This window comes from Paenibacillus jilunlii (genome assembly GCF_900102965.1).
In the GTDB taxonomy this organism is placed as follows: domain Bacteria; phylum Bacillota; class Bacilli; order Paenibacillales; family Paenibacillaceae; genus Paenibacillus_AQ; species Paenibacillus_AQ jilunlii.
Window position 1 is genome coordinate 835,487 of the sequence record NZ_FNGM01000001.1, and the last position, 19,210, is coordinate 854,696.

Annotated in this window: 17 protein-coding genes; 16 read left to right on the forward strand and 1 reads right to left on the reverse strand. The window is 52.8% G+C overall.

Going from position 1 to position 19,210, the window contains the following annotated elements:
• The first annotated feature begins 145 nt into the window (after positions 1 to 145).
• Positions 146 to 1,183 carry a SepM family pheromone-processing serine protease gene (locus BLQ82_RS03990; RefSeq protein WP_062527901.1) on the forward strand — a complete coding sequence of 346 codons (1,038 nt, stop codon included), beginning with the start codon at positions 146 to 148 and terminating at the stop codon, positions 1,181 to 1,183.
• On the opposite strand, the gene BLQ82_RS03995 is transcribed toward BLQ82_RS03990, so the two are convergent.
• A complete protein-coding gene (locus BLQ82_RS03995; protein ID WP_062527902.1) occupies positions 1,173 to 2,411 on the reverse strand; it encodes a tRNA(Met) cytidine acetate ligase in 1,239 nt (412 codons plus the stop codon). The two genes, BLQ82_RS03990 and BLQ82_RS03995, sit on opposite strands and share 11 nt — an antisense overlap.
• A gap of 143 nt (positions 2,412 to 2,554) precedes the next feature.
• On the opposite strand from BLQ82_RS03995, the gene BLQ82_RS04000 reads away from it, so the two are divergent.
• From BLQ82_RS04000 to BLQ82_RS04070, 15 genes are all read left to right on the forward strand, one after another.
• Positions 2,555 to 3,082: a YceD family protein gene (locus BLQ82_RS04000; protein ID WP_341874774.1), complete on the forward strand. Its 528-nt coding sequence runs from the start codon at positions 2,555 to 2,557 to the stop codon at positions 3,080 to 3,082.
• Between the two features lie 53 nt (positions 3,083 to 3,135).
• A complete protein-coding gene (gene rpmF, locus BLQ82_RS04005; protein ID WP_019911234.1) occupies positions 3,136 to 3,309 on the forward strand; it encodes a 50S ribosomal protein L32 in 174 nt (57 codons plus the stop codon).
• 337 nt (positions 3,310 to 3,646) lie between these two features.
• Positions 3,647 to 4,243, forward strand: a complete 597-nt coding sequence (gene fapR, locus BLQ82_RS04010) for a transcription factor FapR (protein WP_062527906.1) — start codon at positions 3,647 to 3,649, stop codon at positions 4,241 to 4,243.
• Positions 4,227 to 5,216, forward strand: a complete 990-nt coding sequence (gene plsX, locus BLQ82_RS04015; protein WP_074647731.1) for a phosphate acyltransferase PlsX — start codon at positions 4,227 to 4,229, stop codon at positions 5,214 to 5,216. The genes fapR and plsX overlap by 17 nt, the downstream gene beginning before the upstream one ends.
• Before the next feature lie 8 nt (positions 5,217 to 5,224).
• On the forward strand, positions 5,225 to 6,217 hold the full coding sequence (locus tag BLQ82_RS04020) for a beta-ketoacyl-ACP synthase III (RefSeq protein ID WP_167529893.1): 993 nt from the start codon (positions 5,225 to 5,227) through the stop codon (positions 6,215 to 6,217).
• A gap of 93 nt (positions 6,218 to 6,310) precedes the next feature.
• A complete protein-coding gene (fabD, locus tag BLQ82_RS04025) occupies positions 6,311 to 7,234 on the forward strand; it encodes an ACP S-malonyltransferase (RefSeq protein ID WP_062527913.1) in 924 nt (307 codons plus the stop codon).
• A gap of 41 nt (positions 7,235 to 7,275) precedes the next feature.
• On the forward strand, positions 7,276 to 8,025 hold the full coding sequence (gene fabG, locus BLQ82_RS04030) for a 3-oxoacyl-[acyl-carrier-protein] reductase (RefSeq protein WP_062527915.1): 750 nt from the start codon (positions 7,276 to 7,278) through the stop codon (positions 8,023 to 8,025).
• A gap of 121 nt (positions 8,026 to 8,146) precedes the next feature.
• A complete protein-coding gene (locus tag BLQ82_RS04035) occupies positions 8,147 to 8,380 on the forward strand; it encodes an acyl carrier protein (protein ID WP_019911228.1) in 234 nt (77 codons plus the stop codon).
• A gap of 197 nt (positions 8,381 to 8,577) precedes the next feature.
• Positions 8,578 to 9,816, forward strand: a complete 1,239-nt coding sequence (gene fabF, locus BLQ82_RS04040; RefSeq protein ID WP_074647734.1) for a beta-ketoacyl-ACP synthase II — start codon at positions 8,578 to 8,580, stop codon at positions 9,814 to 9,816.
• Positions 9,817 to 9,828: 12 nt separating this feature from the next.
• The gene (gene rnc / locus BLQ82_RS04045) at positions 9,829 to 10,533 is read left to right on the forward strand and encodes a ribonuclease III (protein ID WP_039839031.1); all 705 of its coding nucleotides are present in this window, start codon (positions 9,829 to 9,831) and stop codon (positions 10,531 to 10,533) included.
• A 269-nt stretch (positions 10,534 to 10,802) separates the two neighbouring features.
• Positions 10,803 to 14,372 (forward strand): chromosome segregation protein SMC, encoded by a 3,570-nt coding sequence (smc, locus tag BLQ82_RS04050; RefSeq protein ID WP_062527919.1) that lies wholly within the window; start codon positions 10,803 to 10,805, stop codon positions 14,370 to 14,372.
• Positions 14,373 to 14,423: 51 nt separating this feature from the next.
• Positions 14,424 to 15,422, forward strand: a complete 999-nt coding sequence (ftsY, locus tag BLQ82_RS04055; protein WP_062527921.1) for a signal recognition particle-docking protein FtsY — start codon at positions 14,424 to 14,426, stop codon at positions 15,420 to 15,422.
• A gap of 391 nt (positions 15,423 to 15,813) precedes the next feature.
• The gene (locus tag BLQ82_RS04060) at positions 15,814 to 17,277 is read left to right on the forward strand and encodes a circularly permuted type 2 ATP-grasp protein (protein ID WP_062527923.1); all 1,464 of its coding nucleotides are present in this window, start codon (positions 15,814 to 15,816) and stop codon (positions 17,275 to 17,277) included.
• A 95-nt stretch (positions 17,278 to 17,372) separates the two neighbouring features.
• Positions 17,373 to 18,326, forward strand: a complete 954-nt coding sequence (locus BLQ82_RS04065; protein ID WP_062527925.1) for an alpha-E domain-containing protein — start codon at positions 17,373 to 17,375, stop codon at positions 18,324 to 18,326.
• Positions 18,323 to 19,189, forward strand: a complete 867-nt coding sequence (locus BLQ82_RS04070; protein WP_062527927.1) for a transglutaminase family protein — start codon at positions 18,323 to 18,325, stop codon at positions 19,187 to 19,189. The genes BLQ82_RS04065 and BLQ82_RS04070 overlap by 4 nt, the downstream gene beginning before the upstream one ends.
• Positions 19,190 to 19,210: the final 21 nt, after the last annotated feature.

The window sequence follows — 19,210 nt, forward strand, 5'->3', positions numbered from 1 at the left end:
CCTCTTCATAGCTTAGGACATGGGCTAAGGACTGTTATCATCAATTTATGCGGAGAAGACAACCGTCATGCCTTGGCCCTAAGGGCAGCTTTTACAAGATCATTCCAATGGATAGCCAAGTGCTGTGGGAAAGAAGGGAAAAGCAGTGAGGCAACAGAAACGCCGGGTAGGATACCGTGCCACAGCCTACTTATTCACATTTGTAGTAATTCTCTATGTTGCTGTATTTATGAATACACCTTATATCGTTTATCAGCCGGGAAGCGCCTCCGAGGTTGCGCCGATGATTCACGTTCAGAACGCAGACAGGGATGAAAAAGGCACTTTTATGATGACTACCGTTTCTGCCAGCTATGCGAATGTTGCGCTTCTCATTGCCTCTGTATTCAATTCGAATTCGGAGGTGGTCCGGAAGGAAACGCGGCTGGGAGATAAGACGGAACAGGAGTATGCAGCCGAGCAAGTATACTATATGAACAGCTCACAGTCCTTTGCCGTACAGGCTGCTTATCATGCTGCTAATATCCCTTATAAAGATGTTGTGGACTATTTGTATGTATTCTCGGTACCTGCAACGGGTAACCGGGAGCAGTTCAGACCAGGCGACAAAATAATCAGTGTAGAGGGGCAGACTATCCCTGATCCGGATGCTTTATCCGCTCTTTTGTCCCGCCGGAAGATAGGTGACCCGGTAGATGTTCTGCTGCAGCGGGAAGGCAAGGAAGTGAAGGAAAAGGTTAAGCTGGTTGAGGTCAAAAATCAGGAGACGGGAGCGGTGAAGCCGGGTCTCGGGGTTGTGATTGGAGCCGTGCAGAAGGTAAAGCCCGAAGTGGAAGGGAAGACGGTAAGCTTTGTGGATACGGATGTCGGCGGGCCTTCCGCGGGGCTGATGTTCACCATGGAAATTTATAATCAATTAACTCCGGGTGACCTGACCAAAGGGCACCGCGTTGCGGGTACAGGCACTATTGAGGCCGATGGCAGCGTAGGTGCTATTGGCGGCGTTAAACACAAGATTGTCGCAGCAGACCGGAAAGGGGCGGAGATTTTTTTCGTGCCTGTCAAAAACTATGATGAAGCCAGGGCTAAGGCTGATCAAATAGGCACAGACATGAAGCTTGTCCCGGTCTCAACCCTTGCCGAGGCGCTCAAATATATGCAGGAGCTGCCGGTCAAATCCTGACGGGCGGCTCCAAATAGTCCCGATAAAGATCGGCACGCGATGGGTTGACGAATGCACCGGCATAGGCTGCTGCTGCCTGCAGATCTCTTTCCAGCATAGGATGAGAGAACTGTGCCGGACTGGTCAAGACAGGCCACGCGGCGCTGAGCTTCATCTGCTTCAGCAGCTGCCGTCCGCTTTCCCGGAAGCCTAGGATCCTGATGTAGCCGGGACCCTGAGCAAGCGCGGCCGGCGCCATTTCTTGTTTGCTGTGATTCAGCAAAGCATGGATCAGCAGACGCTGCAGCCTGGTGCGGGTATAGCGCTTGCTTTTCAGCGCTTCCAGCAGCCCCGACACCGTAAAGTGCGGGAGACCGGGCAGTACCCGCAGCAGCCGGTTTTCCAGGCCTTCGTTCATATCCTGCAGGCTGTGCAGCTCGGCGGCTGTCCGGGTGGCGAGCAGGTGGCGGAGTGGAATCCGGAAGCTTTCCAGATTCAGCGGGCCTCTGCCTGCCGCATGCTCTCTTTCCAGGATGGACATGCTATAATCCGGCATGTACGCGGCAGGCGATCCGCCTTCTGACAGCAGCCGGCGGATGGCCGTGGCACTGGCAATCGGCGACCCGCTCTGCAGCGGGTCGTGAAAGCCTGCGCCGATCCGCGGCGCAGTAAGGGGTCTGATCTTGCTGCCGAGCCGCCGCAGCGCGATCAGATAGTGCAGGCCGAGGCTGTTGTTCGGCTGGCGCAACAGCCCGGCGGCACCCGGGCGTCTCTCCTCTTCCGGGAGAGACGCTTCCCAGGCAGACGCCGCAGCTGCGCTGTATGCGGCGGGGAAGCTCTTCCCTAGCGCCATGCGGCGGCGGATCTCGCCCTGCAGCGCGCTGCTCTCATCGGCCAGAAATTCGGCCATCGGCTGCAGCGCGCTGAGCGTCCCTGCTTCGGAGCCGAAGCACAAGCTGTCCACGACCCCGGTCGCTTCCAGCAGTGCTACTGCTCCGAAGGCGAACCACTCCGCCGGCTGGACGGCATACGCCACCGGCAGCTCAATCACGACGTCGGCGCCCATATGCAGCGCCATCTCCGTGCGGGCCTGCTTGCTCACCGCCGCCGGTTCGCCGCGCTGGGTGAACGGACCGCTCATAATGACAATCGAGCGGTCCGCGCCGGACAACCTCTTGGCCTCTGCGAAGTGGTGGACATGCCCGTTATGTAAAGGGTTGTACTCTGCAATAATACCGACCGTAGTCAATGTAGCTTCACTCCGATTCTGGACTAATTAGAAATCCTTTTAGCTATATCATAAATTGTCCGGAACCCTGAAACAATATAAAGGGAAAATGGTTGACAAAGTTCGGTAATAATAGGTATAATAAATTTTGTTTGTTTGGAGTGATGATGATGAAGATTCACTTTCGCAAATTAGCTAATGCCGACGAGCCTCTGCACATTCAGGAAACGCTGGATGTCAGTGAACTTGTCAAAGGGCGAAAGGATATACTTGCTGTTGCGCCGCTCTCAGTGGACCTTAAAGCGCTGCCCGCGGACACCGATTGTGTGAACGTGGTGGGGAAATTGAATGGGAATGTGGATATGTTATGTGCACGTTGCCTAAGTGAGGTTAACAGTAAATTGAACATTCCTTTTGCTGAGACTTTCAAATGGCTTAAGCAGCCGCTTCTTCCCGAAGATGAAGATGAGGAACTCATTTACATCGAGGATGAGATTGTGGATCTTGTCCCGTTTGTGGAAGAAAACTTCGTACTGCACTTGCCGGATTCGGTATTGTGCAAGGCAGACTGTCTTGGTCTTTGTCAGAAATGCGGACAAAATTTGAACGAAGGCACCTGCAGTTGCGACAACACAGTGATCGATCCTCGACTTGCTGCGTTGAAAGGATTCTTTACCAAGCAAGATGACTAAGAACAAATCCCGAGTGATAACGGGTTACAACAGAATTAGGAGGTGTAACACAAATGGCAGTACCTCAACGGAGAACGTCCAAAACACGCCGTGACAAACGCCGCACCCACTTCAAACTGGTGGTGCCGGGCATGGTGAAATGCGAACAATGCGGAGAACTGAAACTGGCTCACCACGTATGCAAAGTTTGCGGAACTTACAAAGCTAGAGAAATCATCAAACAATAGTTTGATTACAAAAGTAGCACTTCATCTGTTGGTGAGGTGCTATTTTTTTGCGTGAAGGATAGTTCCACAGGCCTGCTTGGAAGTCAACGCTTTATTTTTGGTGCGGCATGCTTTATACTACATATTAGTACCTGGTTCTAATTATTTATAATCTTTATAGCTATGACGACAGCGGCCATTCCCAAGGCCGAATGCTTTTTTCAAAATATAAGGATCTGTGTAGGGTTCACTCTATAACTCCCCTTATATTTATCGCAGAAACGGATGCCGTCCTTTTCATGGGCGTTGAAGCCGTTTCCGCTTGGCATGTGCCAGGAGGTGAGCCGCCATAGAGCGGATGTCCAAGAAAGAGCGTCAGCAGCAGCTGCTGCAGATAATAGATGGCAATCCCTTTGTAACTGACCGGGAACTGACCCGGCAGCTCAAAGTGAGCATACAGACGATCCGGCTGGACCGGATGGAGCTGGGGATTCCCGAGCTGCGCGAGCGGATGAAGCAGATGGCAGAGCACTCTTATGATCAGGTGCGTTCCTTGCCCGCAGATGAAGTAGTCGGCGATATTGTAGACCTGCAGCTGGACCGCAGCGGGATTTCCATATTCGAAATTCGTGAGGAGCATGTATTCTCCAGAAACGGGATCGCACGTGGACATTATGTGTTCGCCCAAGCCAATTCACTGGCGGTTGCTACCATCAATGCCGAGATTGCCCTGACGGCTTCAGCCGATATCCGGTTTGTCCGCATGGTACGGTTAGGCGAGAAATGTATTGCCAAAGCCCAGGTGCGTTCGCTGGCAGGCCGGAACGGCAAAGCCGAGGTGGACGTATTTACCTATGTCGGAGAAGAATTGGTTTTTCAGGGCCATTTCGTAGTGTACCGGTCCGCAATTGAAGAATACAGCGAAGGGGGAAACCGCAGTGCTGATCGCCATTGATGCAATGGGCGGGGACAACGCTCCTGAATGCAATGTAGAGGGTGCTTTGTCCGCAGCTGCAGAGTGGAGTGACACGCAGATTGTGCTCGTCGGGGATGAAGCCAGACTAGAGCCGCTGCTGATAAATAAGCCGGCCAACTTGACCATTCGTCACGCGGGGGAGGTCATCGGTTCGGATGAAGAGCCGGTAAAGGCGGTCCGCCGCAAAAAGGATTCGTCGATGGTGGTTGCCGGGCGCATGGTGCGCGAAGGCGAAGCGGATGCCATGATTTCGTCCGGGAACACTGGAGCCCTAATGACAACGGGGCTGCTGGTTGTGGGAAGAATGCAGGGGATCGAACGCCCTGCTCTTGCCCCCATGATTCCGACGCTGGATGAGGTGGGGGTCCTGGCGCTGGATTTGGGCGCGAACATGGATGCCAAGCCGCAGCACCTGGTGCAATATGCGCTAATGGGCAGCATCTACCGCAGCCAGGTTCATGGAATTGCGAAGCCGCGCGTGGGCCTGCTGAATGTGGGCACAGAGCCGGGCAAAGGCAATGAGCTGACGAAGGAAACTTACCCGCTGCTTGAAGCGCTGCAGGGCATTCATTTTGTCGGCAATGTGGAAGCGCGCGATGTCCTCACAGGCGGCTGCGATGTGCTTGTCTGCGACGGCTTTGCCGGGAACATACTATTGAAGACGCTGGAAGGTACAGCGGGTGCGATGTTCTCGCTGCTCAAGGAACAATTCAGCAAGTCGCTCAAGACGAAGCTGGGCGCGGCAATCCTCATGCCGGAGCTCAGAGGCCTTAAGGGTAAAATGGATTACAAGGAGCATGGCGGAGCTCCGTTGCTAGGCTTAAGCGGGCTGGTAGTGAAGGGCCATGGCTCTTCTGACGGCAATGCGGTGAAGAATGCGGTCAGACAGGCCCGGATTGCTTTGCAAGCGGATTTGGTAGCCAGCATATCGAAGGAAATCAGCGGGAAGTGAGTGAAGACATGAAACAACAATTGCGGCCGGTAGGAATCATCGGAACAGGAAAATATGTGCCTGAAAAAATTTTAACCAACAGTGATCTGGAGAAAATGGTCGAAACCAACGATGAATGGATTGTCAGCCGGACAGGCATCCGGGAACGGCACATTGCCGCCCCGCATGAAGCCACCTCGGATCTGGCTTATGAAGCCGCGCTCAAGGCGCTGGATTCAGCAGGCATGAGAGCAGAAGATTTGGATCTTATTATTGTAGCGACTGTTACACCGGATAGCACTGTCCCATCAACAGCGTGCATTCTGCAGGACAAGCTGGGAGCAAAAGGCGCAGCGGCCTTTGACTTGTCGGCAGCCTGCTCCGGGTTCGTATACGGTCTGGCAACGGCATCCGGCTTTATCCAGAACGGTATGTATAACAATGCTCTGGTTATCGGAGCGGACACCTTGTCGCGCATTACGGATTATAATGACCGCAATACCTGCGTATTGTTCGGTGATGGTGCCGGTGCAGTTATTCTTGGGGAGGTTCCCGAAGGAAGAGGCTTTCAGTCCTTCGATCTCGGCGCGGAAGGCTCTGGCGGCAGCCTGCTGAATATAGAAGCAGGGGGCTCACGTCTGCCGGCCTCCCATCAGACCATTGAAGATAAGAAGCATTTCCTCTATATGAACGGCCGTGAGGTTTTCAAATTCGCGGTCCGGGTTATGGGCACGGCTACAGAGCGCGTTCTTACCAAAGCGGGACTCGGCAAAGAGAACATTGATCTGTTCGTTCCGCATCAGGCGAATATCCGTATCATTCAATCCGCGATGCAGCGTCTGGATTTGCCGCCCGAGAAATGCGTAATCAATGTTGACAAATACGCAAATACATCTGCGGCGTCGATTCCGCTTGCGCTCGTTGAAGCTGCGGAAGAAGGCCGGGTCAAGGAAGGCGACACCTTACTGATGGTCGGTTTTGGCGGCGGACTTACTTGGGGGGCTTCTGTTCTGATCTGGTAGTCAGCAGAACCTATATATTATAGAAGGAAGTGGCGTCAGGACAGCCGAATGAGGCTGACGTCCCGGCCGTTCAACGAGAAGGAGTTCAGACTTATGGGTAAAATTGCATTTGTTTTTCCCGGCCAGGGTGCACAGGCAGTGGGTATGGGTAAGGATGTGTATGATGCTCTCCCGCACAGCCATGAAGTATTCGAAAAGGGCGATGAAGTGCTTGGGTTTCCGCTTAGCCGCCTTATTTTTGAAGGACCGGACAGTGAACTGAAGCAGACAGTGAATACACAGCCCGCACTTGTAACAACCAGTGTTGCATATCTTGAAGCACTGCGTGAACACAGCGTGAGTCCTGATTATGTTGCGGGGCACAGCCTCGGGGAATACAGTGCGCTGGTAGCAGCCGGAGCTTTGTCATATGAAGATGCAGTAAGCCTGGTGCGTCTTCGGGGACGTTTTATGGAAGAAGCGGTTCCCGGTGGACAAGGGGCAATGGCGGCTGTACTTGGCGCGGAGCGTGAAGCCTTGGCTGAGCTGTGCCGCTGCATATCGGAAGCTGGCAACGCTGTAGAACTTGCCAACGTCAACTGCCCTGGGCAAATTGTAATCTCCGGTTCCAAGGCGGGGGTTGAAGAAGCCGCCCAGCGCGTCAAGGAAATTGGCGGCAAACGGGCCATTCCGCTTGAAGTAAGCGGACCTTTTCATTCCTCCTTAATGAAGGAAGCTGCTGAACGCCTGGCTGTTGAATTAGAACAGGTAACCATCAACACTCCTTCTGTACCGGTAGTTGTTAATGTGAATGCAACAGCAGTCACAGAACCGGATGAAATTCGGGAACTTCTGATGCAGCAGGTATTTTCTCCTGTATTGTGGCAGGATAGTGTAGAGTGGCTGATTGCCGCCGGAGTGGACACCTTTGTGGAGATTGGTCCCGGCAGTGTGCTTGCAGGATTGATCCGCAAGATTGACAAGACCGTCAAGGTTGTCAATATCAACAGTCTTGAAAGTGCAAAGGCTGGCTGGTAAGACCGGTGTAATCATGTGTGATGGATGAAAGGGGATAAGCGATGTTCTCAGCATTAAAAGGCCAGACCGCTCTCGTCACAGGCGGATCCCGCGGCATCGGCCGCAGTATTGCGCTTCAGCTGGCGGAGCATGGTGTGAAAGTGGCCGTAAATTATTCCGGTAACGAAGCAGCTGCACAGGAGACCGTAGCCCGCATTGTCGAGCTTGGCTCAGAGGGCATTGCCATCCAAGGCGATGTCGGCAACAGCCAGCAAGCAGAGAATATGGTAAAAAAGGTTATTGACACCTGGGGCAAAATTGATATTCTGGTCAATAATGCCGGCATCACCCGGGATAATCTGATCATGCGCATGAAGGAAGAAGAGTTCGACCAGGTTATTGAAACGAATCTCAAAGGCGTGTTCAACTGTCTGAAGTCAGCTACCCGTCCGATGATGAAGCAGCGTTATGGCCGGATTATCAATATTTCTTCGGTTATTGGCGTGATCGGGAATGCAGGGCAGGTGAACTATTCCGCTGCCAAAGCAGGCATCATCGGGATGACCAAGTCAGCCGCCCGCGAGCTGTCCTCACGGGGAATCACGGTAAACTGCATCGCACCGGGATTTATTGATACCGAAATGACGCTTGAGCTGTCCGATGAAGTCCGCAGCGAGTATGTGAAGGGGATTCCCCTTGCCAGACTCGGGCGGCCGGAGGATATTGCCATGACAGTTGTATTTCTGGCCTCGGAAGGGGCAGCCTACATGACAGGCCAGACGCTTCACGTGGATGGCGGAATGTACATGTAAGGCCGGCAAAGCTGTAAAGTCTTACAGTGAAAGAGAATTGGGGCGGCCGGAAAGCGTTTTTTGAGCTCTATGGTATTTTGACTTCATATCTCGTATAATACCAAAAGAGGAGGTGAACCGGATGTCCGATGTATTGGAGCGTGTGAAACGCATTGTCATCGACCGCTTAGGTGCCGATGAAGCTGAGGTAACATTAGAAGCGTCTTTCAAAGATGATTTAGGTGCTGATTCTCTTGATGTAGTAGAATTGGTTATGGAATTGGAAGATGAATTCGATATGGAAATCTCTGATGAAGATGCAGAGAAGATTACGACCGTGGGTGAAGTTGTGAAGTACATACAATCTCATACCTAGAGTCATATGATTGAGAGTCCCGTTCCTACAGAGGGCGGGACTTCTCCTCATTTTACAGAGCAATAGCAGCACCAAAGGATGCCACATGCACCTTTACGGAGAAAATAACTGAATCGCGCAAGGTTTGACCTTGCGGCGACCTAAGTTTATATAATTTTTCTTACAAGAAGATACAGCCTAAGATGGGGTGATTGTGTTTGAGTCATAGAGTAGTTGTTACAGGTATGGGCGTGATAACATCGCTGGGTACGGATTTGGATACGTTCTGGGATAATCTGATGAGCGGAAAGTCCGGAATCTCAACGGTAGATACCTTTGATGTCAGTGAGTATACTACCAAGATTGCAGCTTCAGTCAAAGATTTTGATCCAGAGGCACGGTTTGGCCGCAAGGAAGCGCGGAAGATGGACCGTTTTGTCCAGTTCGCTGTGGCTGCCGGAGAAGATGCGCTGAAGGACAGCGGACTTGTGATCGGGGAGGATATCGATGCGGAACGGATCGGTGTATCCGTCGGTTCCGGTATTGGAGGACTGGGCACGTGGGAAGACAACCACAATCTTCTTTTGGACAAAGGCCCCAAACGTGTCAGCCCGTTCTTTATTCCCATGATGATTGCCAACATGGGCTCAGGGCAGCTGTCAATCAGTTTAGGTGCAAAAGGTCCGAACACAACAACAGTGACGGCCTGTGCAACAGGAAGTCATTCGATTGGGGAGTCCTTCCGTCTGATCCAGCGCGGCGATGCGGACGCAATGATCTGTGGCGGTTCGGAGGCTACCATCCGTCCAACCGGAATGGCTGGCTTTTGTGCAATGAGAGCGATGTCTACACATAACGAAGAGCCTGAGAAGGCCAGCCGTCCGTTTGACATTGACCGTGACGGGTTCGTAATGGGCGAAGGTGCAGGGATTCTGATTCTTGAATCACTGGAGCATGCCGAGAAACGCGGTGCCAAGATTTATGCGGAAGTGATTGGCTACGGTCTCAGCGCGGATGCCCACCATATGACAGAGCCGGACCCGGATGGTGCAGCGCGCTGCATCAAGATGGCGATCCGTGATGCCGGAATTGCGCCTGAAGAGATCGATTACATTAACGCGCATGGAACCTCCACACCTGTAGGCGACAAGTCGGAAACTTCTGCTGTTAAGAAGGCTCTGGGAGAACATGCCTACAAGGTTGCGATCAGCTCCACCAAATCCATGACAGGCCACTTGCTTGGTGCTGCCGGAGGTGTGGAAGCCATTATATGCGGATTGTCTCTGCAAAAGGGTATGATTGCGCCAACCATTAATTTGGACAATCCTGACCCGGAATGCGATTTGGATTATGTTCCGAATGTTCCGCGCAAAGCAGATCTTAACATCGTTATGTCGAATTCTTTCGGCTTCGGAGGACATAACGCCACGGTAATTCTCAAAAAATATAATCAGTAAGGGGACAGTGCGGTGAAAGGAGACCTGAAGCAGTTACAAAGCCAACTTCAAATCCAATTTCACGATGCTGTACTTCTGAAGCAGGCCTTTACCCATGCCTCATATGTGAATGAACACCGGTTCAATCAGCATCAGGACAACGAACGCCTGGAATTTTTGGGCGATGCGGTTCTGGAGCTGACGGTGTCTGAATATTTGTACAATCTGCTTCCGGACAGACCTGAAGGTGAACTGACCAAGCTGCGCGCGGCAATCGTATGCGAGCCATCCTTAGTCAGATTTGCCGAGAGTCTGGGTTTTGGGCGCTATGTACTGCTGGGTAAAGGGGAAGAACTTACGGGCGGCAGAACCCGCCCGGCCTTGCTCGCAGATGTGTTCGAATCCTTCGTGGGAGCGCTTTATCTGGACCAGGGGCTGGAAACGGCCCGGCGGTTTCTGGATAATCATGTATTCCCGCTGGTGGAGACGGACGGCAAGCTGCAAATGCAGATGAGCGATTTCAAGACGGAGCTTCAGGAGCTGATTCAGCATCACGGAATGGGTACGCTGGAATATCGGATTATTGAAGAACGCGGACCGGCACATGAACGGGAATTCGTCTCTGAGGTTTATATGGCGGGCCGGTCACTTGGCAGCGGCAGTGGTCGCTCCAAGAAAGAAGCGGAGCAGCAGGCGGCAGCGGCAGCACTTTTGCGGCTGAAGGAAGATGGCGCTTGAGTGCCGGGCTGCAGGTTTAAGGTTTGTTTTTAGTCTAGCGGAGGAGAGCAGCAATGGTCTGAATGCCGGCGTACAGGCGGAGGTCAGACTTTTGCTGCTCTTTTTCGGAATACACCCGTCTCGCTGAAACGGTACAATCCTTATAAAGGATGGCGATGCCGCTTCTGCTTGTGGCAAAGAGGAGCTGAAGTCCGCCAGCTCCGGTGTTTTAGGGCTATTTTAGGCGGTGAACCGCTATGGTATAATGGGGCAGAGGTGAATAAGAGGGTATGTTTTTGAAACGGATTGAATTAGCTGGCTTTAAATCATTTGCCGATAAAACGGAAATGGAATTTGTGCGCGGAATTACAGCCGTAGTAGGTCCGAACGGCAGCGGCAAAAGCAATATTTCCGACGGTATCCGCTGGGTGCTGGGCGAGCAAAGCGCCAAATCGCTTCGCGGCGGCAAGATGGAGGATATTATCTTTGCCGGGAGCGATGCGCGCAAGGCCGTGAACTACGGGGAAGTGTCGCTTACGCTGGATAACGAGGATCATGCGCTGCCTCTGGATTTTAGCGAGGTGACTGTAACCCGCCGTGTGCACCGCAGCGGAGAGAGTGAATACTTAATCAATAAGCAGGCTTGCCGTCTGAAGGATATCACAGAGCTGTTCATGGATACCGGCATCGGGCGCGAGGCTTATTCGATTATTGGACAAGGCCGGATTGAAGAAATACTCAGTACCCGTTCCGAGGACCGGCGCGGCATATTTGAAGAAGCCTCAGGGATTGTTAAATATAAATCACGCAAAAGAGATGCGGGACGCAAGCTCGATGAAACAGAGCAGAATCTGCTGCGTATTCATGATCTGATCAGTGAGCTGGAGGATCAGATAGGACCGCTGAAGGAGCAGTCCGAGAAGGCAATCCGTTACAAGGAACTGCGCGAGCAGCTTAAGCAGCTGGAGATCTCTGTGTATGTCCACCAGATCGAAGGCATACATACCGCGTGGAAGGAAGGCAATGACCGTCTGGAAGTGCTGCGAGACGAACAGCTTGAACTGTCCACTATCGTTACGGCCCATGATGCTAAGCTTGAAAGCGGACGCGCCGAGCTGCGCGCATTGGAAGAAGAAGTAGAGAAACTGCAGGAGCAGCTGCTTCGTTATAGTGAAGCCAATGAAAAAAGCGAAGGCTACGGTGAACTGCTGAAGGAACGCAGACGCAATCTGGAGAGCAACCGGGAGCAGCTGCTGGCTACGCTCGGATCTGTGGGAGAACGTTCCGAAGGCCGGCAGCGTGAGCTTGCAGAGCTGGAGCATAAGCTGCAGCAATCGCGGCTGGCTCTGGAAGAGCTGCGAACACAGCTCGCGGATGAGGAGTCCAGGCTGGAAGGTGTAGCCGGAGGCATTAACCAGAGCAAGGAAGAGCAGCTGAAGAGTGCACTCCTGGAGCTGATGAATCTGATGGCCCAGGCCCGGAATGAAATCCGCTATGCGGACCAGCAGAAGGAAAGCCTGGAGCGCAGAATGAGCCGCAGCCAGGAAGAGAGCGGGAAATGGACAGCGAAGCTGAAGGAATTGACCTCTGCCCAAAACGGTCTGAAGGACAAAATTGCTGGCTTGGGCAAAGAAATCGGTGCGCTGCGCAACGCTTACATCACGGAGAGCGAGCAGACCAGCAAACGGCAGAAACTGCTGGAGGAGACACAGAGCGGACTCCGCAAATGGGAGCAGAAGCGTGAAGCCCAGGTTTCCCGGCATGAGACGATGAAGGAAATGCAGGATGATTTTGACGGATTCATGCTTGGTGTCAAAGAGGTGCTGAAGGGTGCGCGCAAAGGTCAGCTAAGCGGCGTACACGGTGCTGTCGCTGAGCTGATTTCTGTTCCGGAGAAGCTGGAAATGGCTGTCGAGACGGCGCTGGGCGCTTCGCTCCAGCATGTGGTAATGGATAATGAGGCGGTGTCCCGGCAAGCAATAAGCTTTCTGAAACAACGTCAACTGGGACGCGCGACCTTCCTGCCGCTCGATGTCATCCGTGCCCGGCAGATCGGCGGAAGCGACCGCAGTATGGTGGAAGGTGCGGACGGTTTTGTCGGAATTGGTTCTGAGCTGGTGGGTTTCGAAGATAGATATGCAAGTATAGTCGGCAGCCTGCTGGGGAATGTGGTTATCGCCGAGAGCCTGGAACAGGCGAACCGCATTGCTGCCAAGTGCCAGTACCGTTATAGAGTGGTGACATTGGAAGGGGATGTTGTCAATGCGGGCGGTTCCATGACCGGGGGAAGCCAGCATAAGAAGAACAACAGCCTCTTAAGCCGCAAGCGTCAGCTGGACCAGTTGTTCAGCGAGATTGAAGAGAGCGAGCGGCAGATTGCGAAGCTGAAGCAGGGCATCAGCCGGCTGCGGGAGGAGCAGGAGACTGCTTCAAGGAAGCTGGAGGAACTGCGCCATGACGGTGATGAGAAACGTCTGGAGGAGCAGCGTGTCTCCGGTGACCTGAAACAGCTGGAGCAGGAGCTTCGCCATGTGCAGGAGCAGGTCGACGGAGCCGGTGCGGAGCGCAGCGGGTTCGAGAGCGAGGTCCGGGCGCTGGAGGAGAGCCGCAAGCAGGCGGCTGCTGAGCTTGAGCGGCTGGAGAAGGAAGAGAAAGATGCCCACGAGGCGATCCGGAGTGCTGAATTTGCACGCAAGGCGAATGAGTCGGCCAAGGAAGAGCTGCAGAGCAAGCTGACCGGAATGAAGGTCACAGAGGGCAAGCTGGACCAGGAGATTTTCTCTCTGGAAGAGCAGGTGCGGCGCATGAGGCACGATGCGGGTTCGCAGGATAAAGAGCTGCGCCAGAACCGCAGCCTGCTGATCACGATAGAGAAGGATCTGGAAGAAAACACGAAGGAAGCTGTGAAGCAGAAGGAAGAACTGAACAGCTACCGGCTGAAAAAAGAAGAGGCGGCGGCCAAGCTGGATCTCGCCCGCGCTGACCGTGCGGCGTTGACACGAAAGCTGGAGCTGGCCGAAGGCGAAACCAAGGATCAGCGCCAGGCGCTCAAATCCGTTGACGACAAGCTGCGCTCCACAGAAGTTGCTGTAGGGCGGCTCGATGTGGAGCTGGATAATATTCTGCGCAAGCTGAGCGACGACTATGAGCTCAGCTATGAACTGGCGAAGCAGCGTTATGCGGTGCCAGAGGATGTGCCTGCCGCCCAGCAGGAGGTGCAGCGTCTCAAACGCAGCATTTCTTCGCTGGGTGAGGTGAATCTGGGAGCGATTGAGGAATATCAGCGCGTGCATGAGCGGTTTACATTCCTGAGCGGCCAAAAGGATGACCTGGTAGAAGCTAAAACCACGCTGTACCACGTTATTCGTGAGATGGAAGAGGAAATGTCCAAACGGTTCAAGCAGACTTTCGACGCCATCCGCCGTGAATTCGGCACCGTATTCACCAAGCTGTTCGGCGGCGGACGGGCCGATCTGATGCTGCTGGACCCAGAGCATATGCTGGACACGGGGATTGATATTGTTGCCCAGCCTCCCGGCAAAAAACTGCAAAATCTGCAGCTTTTATCCGGTGGGGAGCGGGCACTTACAGCCATGGCGCTGCTGTTCGCCATCCTGCAGGTCAAGCCTGTGCCTTTCTGCGTACTGGATGAGGTCGAAGCAGCCCTCGATGAAGCCAATGTGGTGCGCTTTGCCCAGTATCTGCGCGAATTCTCGGAGCAGACACAGTTTATTGTTGTCACCCACCGCAAGGGAACCATGGAAGAAGCGGATGTGCTCTATGGTGTCACGATGGAAGAGGGCGGCGTATCCAAGCTGGTGTCGGTTAAACTGGAGGATGAGGAAGCGGAGATTGCTTAGCCCAATGGATTCAGAGATGTGTATGCTCACCATACTTTTAGGAGGAACACTATGAGCTTTTTCCGAAAATTAAAAGAAAGTATCTCCGGCAAAACGGAGAGCGTAACGAAACAATTCCGCGACGGTCTGGAAAAGACACGTAAGGGGTTCGTTGAGAAGGTATCCGACCTGATCTCCCGCCGCAAGAAGATAGATGAAGAGTTCTATGAGGAATTGGAAGAGATTCTGATCGGTGCGGATGTCGGTGTAAATACTGTGATGACTCTCGTTGAGGAGCTAAGAGTAGAAGTGAAGCAGAAGCGTATCGAGGATGCTTCTGAGCTGCAGCCCATTCTGTCCCGGAAGCTGATGGAGCTGCTGCGCGGTGACGATGATAACAGCCTGAGAGAAAATCCGGACGGCATTACTGTCATTCTGTTCGTCGGGGTAAACGGTGTCGGCAAGACGACTACCATCGGCAAGCTGGCGCACCGCTACAAACAAGAGGGCAAAAAGGTTTTGCTCGCCGCAGGCGATACCTTCCGGGCGGGGGCCATAGAGCAATTGGAAGTCTGGGGACAGCGTGCGGGTGTAGATGTCATCAAGCAGCAGGCTGGTTCTGATCCGGCTGCGGTGATGTTCGATGCCGTGCAGGCTGCCAAGCAGCGGAATGTGGATGTGCTCATCTGCGACACCGCAGGCAGACTGCAGAACAAAAGCAATCTCATGGAAGAGCTTAACAAAATCTTCCGTGTCATTCAGCGGGAGATTCCCAGCGCACCGCATGAGGTGCTGATGGTGCTGGATGCCACCACGGGCCAGAATGCTTTGACCCAGGCCAAGCTGTTTGGCGAAAAAAGCGGCGTCACCGGCCTGGTGCTGACCAAGCTGGACGGCACGGCCAAAGGCGGGATTGTCGTTGCCATCCGTCAGGAAATGAATCTTCCGGTGAAGCTTGTCGGCTTAGGTGAGAAGATGGAGGATTTGCAGCCGTTTGACTCCACCCAGTTCGTCCATGCTCTGTTCGCCGGTATGATTTCCGCGGAAGAGGATAACGAAAAGCAGGAATAGAGCAGCTTTTTAACCAAACCATAGGAATCTTGGACGCCAGGAGCGGCCGTGCCTCTTTAATAGAAGCACCGGCCGCTCTTTTTCCTGGAAAACACCATAAAAATTCAATATATGAAAAATTCATAATAGTACTGCTTGTCAACTCTCCCGCATACAATTCTATGTATTCTTCATATACATATCCTTGATCAACATTTTTTGAGAAAGGAAGCGATTCCACGAAAGTGTGATGGATACTATACTCCATTATGCTGTTATATATATTGACATGGACAATATCATTTACGTATGATGAATGTATATTTTAATATTTTCGTAGTTCATTTCTGAAAATCACACTATTTTGTCAACAAACATGACACATTATATTGATCCGAAAGGAGTCGGGCTCATGTCCAAACTTGATCCTCTGCCCGGACTGTCTCCGTATCCACTGCAGCATTTTTACGATGAAATGTATGCTGATGAACGGAGTATCCGGCCGCATTACAAACATGTGAACCGCATGTTTTCCGGGATGAGCCCCGAAGAGCTGCAGCTCAAACAGAAAATGATGCAGCGTCGGATGATGGAAGAGGGAATTACCTTTACGCTGTACAATCCTGCACAGGACCATCCTATGGAGCGTACGATTCCCTTTGATATGATTCCGCGGATTATTCCCAAAGTGGAATGGGAGCGGCTGGAAGCCGGGATTGCTCAACGGATTACAGCCTTGAATCTGTTCATACACGATATCTATCATGAGCAATACATTGTCAAAGATGGCATCGTGCCGCGCCGCATGATCCTCTCTAATTGCTATTTCCGTCCGGAGATGTCCGGTTTGCGGGTGCCCGGCGGCGCCTACGTCACGACCTCTGGAATTGACCTCATCCGTCATCACAACGGGGAATATTATGTGCTTGAGGACAATTTGCGGACACCTTCAGGGTTTTCCTACCTATTTAAAGGCAGATCCCTGATGAACCAGCTGTTTCCCGAATTGTCTTTGGCCAGCTCCATCCGGGATGTGGACCACTGCTTGAACCGGTTCCTCTCTGTATTGCGCAGCCTTTCCCCGTCCCGGACGAAGGACCCGGTGATTGCGCTGCTGACTCCGGGTGAATACAATTCTGCTTACTATGAACATGCTTTTCTGGCCCAGCAAATGGGAATCCACCTGGTCGAAGGCCGGGATTTGGTTGCCCAGGACCACAAGGTCTACCTAAAGGAAATGAACGGCATGCGGCGCGTGGATGTATTGTACCGCAGACTGGATGATGATTTTATAGACCCGCTGGCTTTTCAGCCGAATTCACTCCTGGGAGTGGCCGGGTTGATGAATGCTTACCGGGCAGGAAATATTGCCATAGCCAATGCACCGGGAACCGGTGTGGCCGATGACAAAGCGATGTACGTCTATGTCCCGGATATGATCCGGTATTATCTGAACGAAGAGCCTATCTTGGGGAATGTCCCCACCTATCTGCTGTCCAGGACACAGGAACGCCAGTATGTGCTGGATCATCTGGAAGAAATGGTAGTTAAAGAAACTTCGTTATCCGGCGGGTATGGCATGCTGATCGGCAGCGAGGCCTCCAAAGACGAGCTGGCAGATTTCCGGCTCAAAATCCTTGCCCATCCGGCCCGATATATCGCCCAGCCCATAATGTCACTGTCAAGAGCACCGGTGCTCTCCGAAGGCCGCATGACTCCGCGCCATATTGATCTGCGGGCATTTGTGCTGATGGGTTCGGACCGTAAGCCGCATGTCATTCCAGGGGGGCTGACCCGTGTCGCCATGAAGGAAGGATCGCTGGTGGTCAACTCATCACAGGGAGGCGGTGTGAAGGATACCTGGGTAATGGCTTAAGAGCAGGAATTGGCAGGACAACATTAGCTTGGAACATTTACAATCATATATCTTAACAAAGTGCGGCATCTATACGTTAACGAAGGAGTGGTACGATGCTGAATCGCAACGCGGAGGCTTTGTTCTGGATTGGCCGTTACATTGAGCGGGCGGAGAATCACGCACGGCTGATCGATGTTCATTATCATATTCAACAGGAAGAGGATTTCCAGGCGGAGGGACACAAGTGGTCCAGACTGATTGATGCGCTGGGTGTCCGGAATGAATATCAACAGCAGTTTGACGGCTTCTCCGAGCAGGATGTTTTATCCTTCATTACACTTGATCTTGGTAATTCTAATTCTTTGTTCTCTTGTGTCCATCAGGCGAGAAATAATCTCCGCACCCTGCGGCAGCATCTCCCCAGCGAACTGTGGGATATCATCAACAGCTTCAACTTGTGGCTTGGAGAGCAGTCAGTGGCGGAAATTCTGAGCGGTCCCCATCAGTTCTACCAGCAAGTAAAAGAGCGTGCTGCCATGTTCCTCGGTGCAGAGCAGTCCGTGATGCTGCGGGGCAATGAATGGCGGTTTATCGAGAGCGGGCGGTTTCTGGAAAGGGCAGAGAATACGACCCGGATTCTGCAGGCGGTAACGGTATCCTGCAAGTCCAAGGATATCAACGCGGTCTACACCCAGCTTCAGGCGGTGCTCAAATCAGTAAGCGGATATCAAGCCTTCCGGCGGTATTATGCGGATGCGGTGTCACCGGAGAGCATACTGGAGTTCCTGATCGTGAATGCCTATTTTCCCCGTTCGATCCGCTTCTCGTTCCATAAGCTGGAGGAGCATTTAGCGAAGCTGAAGCTGGATTCTTCCGAGAAAGGCTCCGGGCATGAACGGGTTATCCGCCAGGCCGGCAAGATTAAGGCCGAGCTGGATTATATGGAAAAAGAAGAGATGTCCGGCGATCTTGTCGAGGACGTACTGCAATCGTTGATGGGTTCCTGCCAGAAGCTGGGCAGAACGATGGAAGGCGCCTTTTTTCGCCGTGAAGGAGTGTCCGCATGAAAATACAAATCGATCATACGACGACATACAGCTACCCGGAGCCGGTTACGGACAGTGTCAATGAAATCCGTCTGACGCCGCGCACCAATTACCGGCAATCCTGCTACCATCATGAAGTAGAAGTAATTCCGCCGGCCAATCTGCTGACGTATGAGGATTTTTTTGGGAACCGGGTTCATGCTTATTCTGTAAATAAGCCGCATACCGAAATGGTCATCCGCACCAAGGCCACTGTGGTTACGCTGGATAAGGCGCAAGGCACGGATTTGCCGCATATTCCGCTGGAGGAGCAGGTGAAGCTGCTGAACGATGAGAAGTTCCAAAACCGGTATGTGGAGTTCATCCTGCCTACCCGTTATACGGAAGTGACACCTGAACTGATTGAATTTGCTTCACAGCATCCGTTTGATGCAGCAGAGGATATGTACGAATGGACCAAAAAGCTGTCTTCGACGATCTACGGGCAGTTTACGTATGACCCCGAAGCCACAAGTGTCAACACTACCGTGAAAAAAGCGCTAAAGCTCAAACGGGGGGTATGCCAGGATTACGCCCATCTGATGATTGCCGTCTGCCGCAGTGCCGGACTGCCTTCCCGGTATGTCAGCGGGTATCATTTTGTCGGAGATCTTCAGGGCGGCAATGCCGATTTCGAGCAGGCTTCGCATGCCTGGGTGGAGACGCATATTCCCGGCACCGGCTGGCTGGGCTTTGATCCTACGAATAACATGGAAGTGAACTGGCGGTACATTAAGCTGGGGCATGGCAGGGATTACAAGGATATCGTTCCGGTAAAAGGAGTCTACCGAGGGGTTGGCGGAACGCTGACAGTGAAGGTCGATGTGCGGCAGCTGGAGAAATGAAGGAGTGTAGGAGTGGCCTCG

Coding starts and splice junctions, on each gene's coding strand:
- BLQ82_RS04000 (WP_341874774.1), top strand. CDS start 2,555: ATGATGATGAAGATTCACTTTCGCAAATTAGCTAATGCCGACGAGCCT.
- rpmF (WP_019911234.1), top strand. CDS start 3,136: ATGGCAGTACCTCAACGGAGAACGTCCAAAACACGCCGTGACAAACGC.
- fapR (WP_062527906.1), top strand. CDS start 3,647: ATGTCCAAGAAAGAGCGTCAGCAGCAGCTGCTGCAGATAATAGATGGC.
- BLQ82_RS04020 (WP_167529893.1), top strand. CDS start 5,225: ATGAAACAACAATTGCGGCCGGTAGGAATCATCGGAACAGGAAAATAT.
- fabD (WP_062527913.1), top strand. CDS start 6,311: ATGGGTAAAATTGCATTTGTTTTTCCCGGCCAGGGTGCACAGGCAGTG.
- fabG (WP_062527915.1), top strand. CDS start 7,276: ATGTTCTCAGCATTAAAAGGCCAGACCGCTCTCGTCACAGGCGGATCC.
- BLQ82_RS04035 (WP_019911228.1), top strand. CDS start 8,147: ATGTCCGATGTATTGGAGCGTGTGAAACGCATTGTCATCGACCGCTTA.
- smc (WP_062527919.1), top strand. CDS start 10,803: ATGTTTTTGAAACGGATTGAATTAGCTGGCTTTAAATCATTTGCCGAT.
- ftsY (WP_062527921.1), top strand. CDS start 14,424: ATGAGCTTTTTCCGAAAATTAAAAGAAAGTATCTCCGGCAAAACGGAG.
- BLQ82_RS04060 (WP_062527923.1), top strand. CDS start 15,814: ATGTCCAAACTTGATCCTCTGCCCGGACTGTCTCCGTATCCACTGCAG.
- BLQ82_RS04065 (WP_062527925.1), top strand. CDS start 17,373: ATGCTGAATCGCAACGCGGAGGCTTTGTTCTGGATTGGCCGTTACATT.
- BLQ82_RS04070 (WP_062527927.1), top strand. CDS start 18,323: ATGAAAATACAAATCGATCATACGACGACATACAGCTACCCGGAGCCG.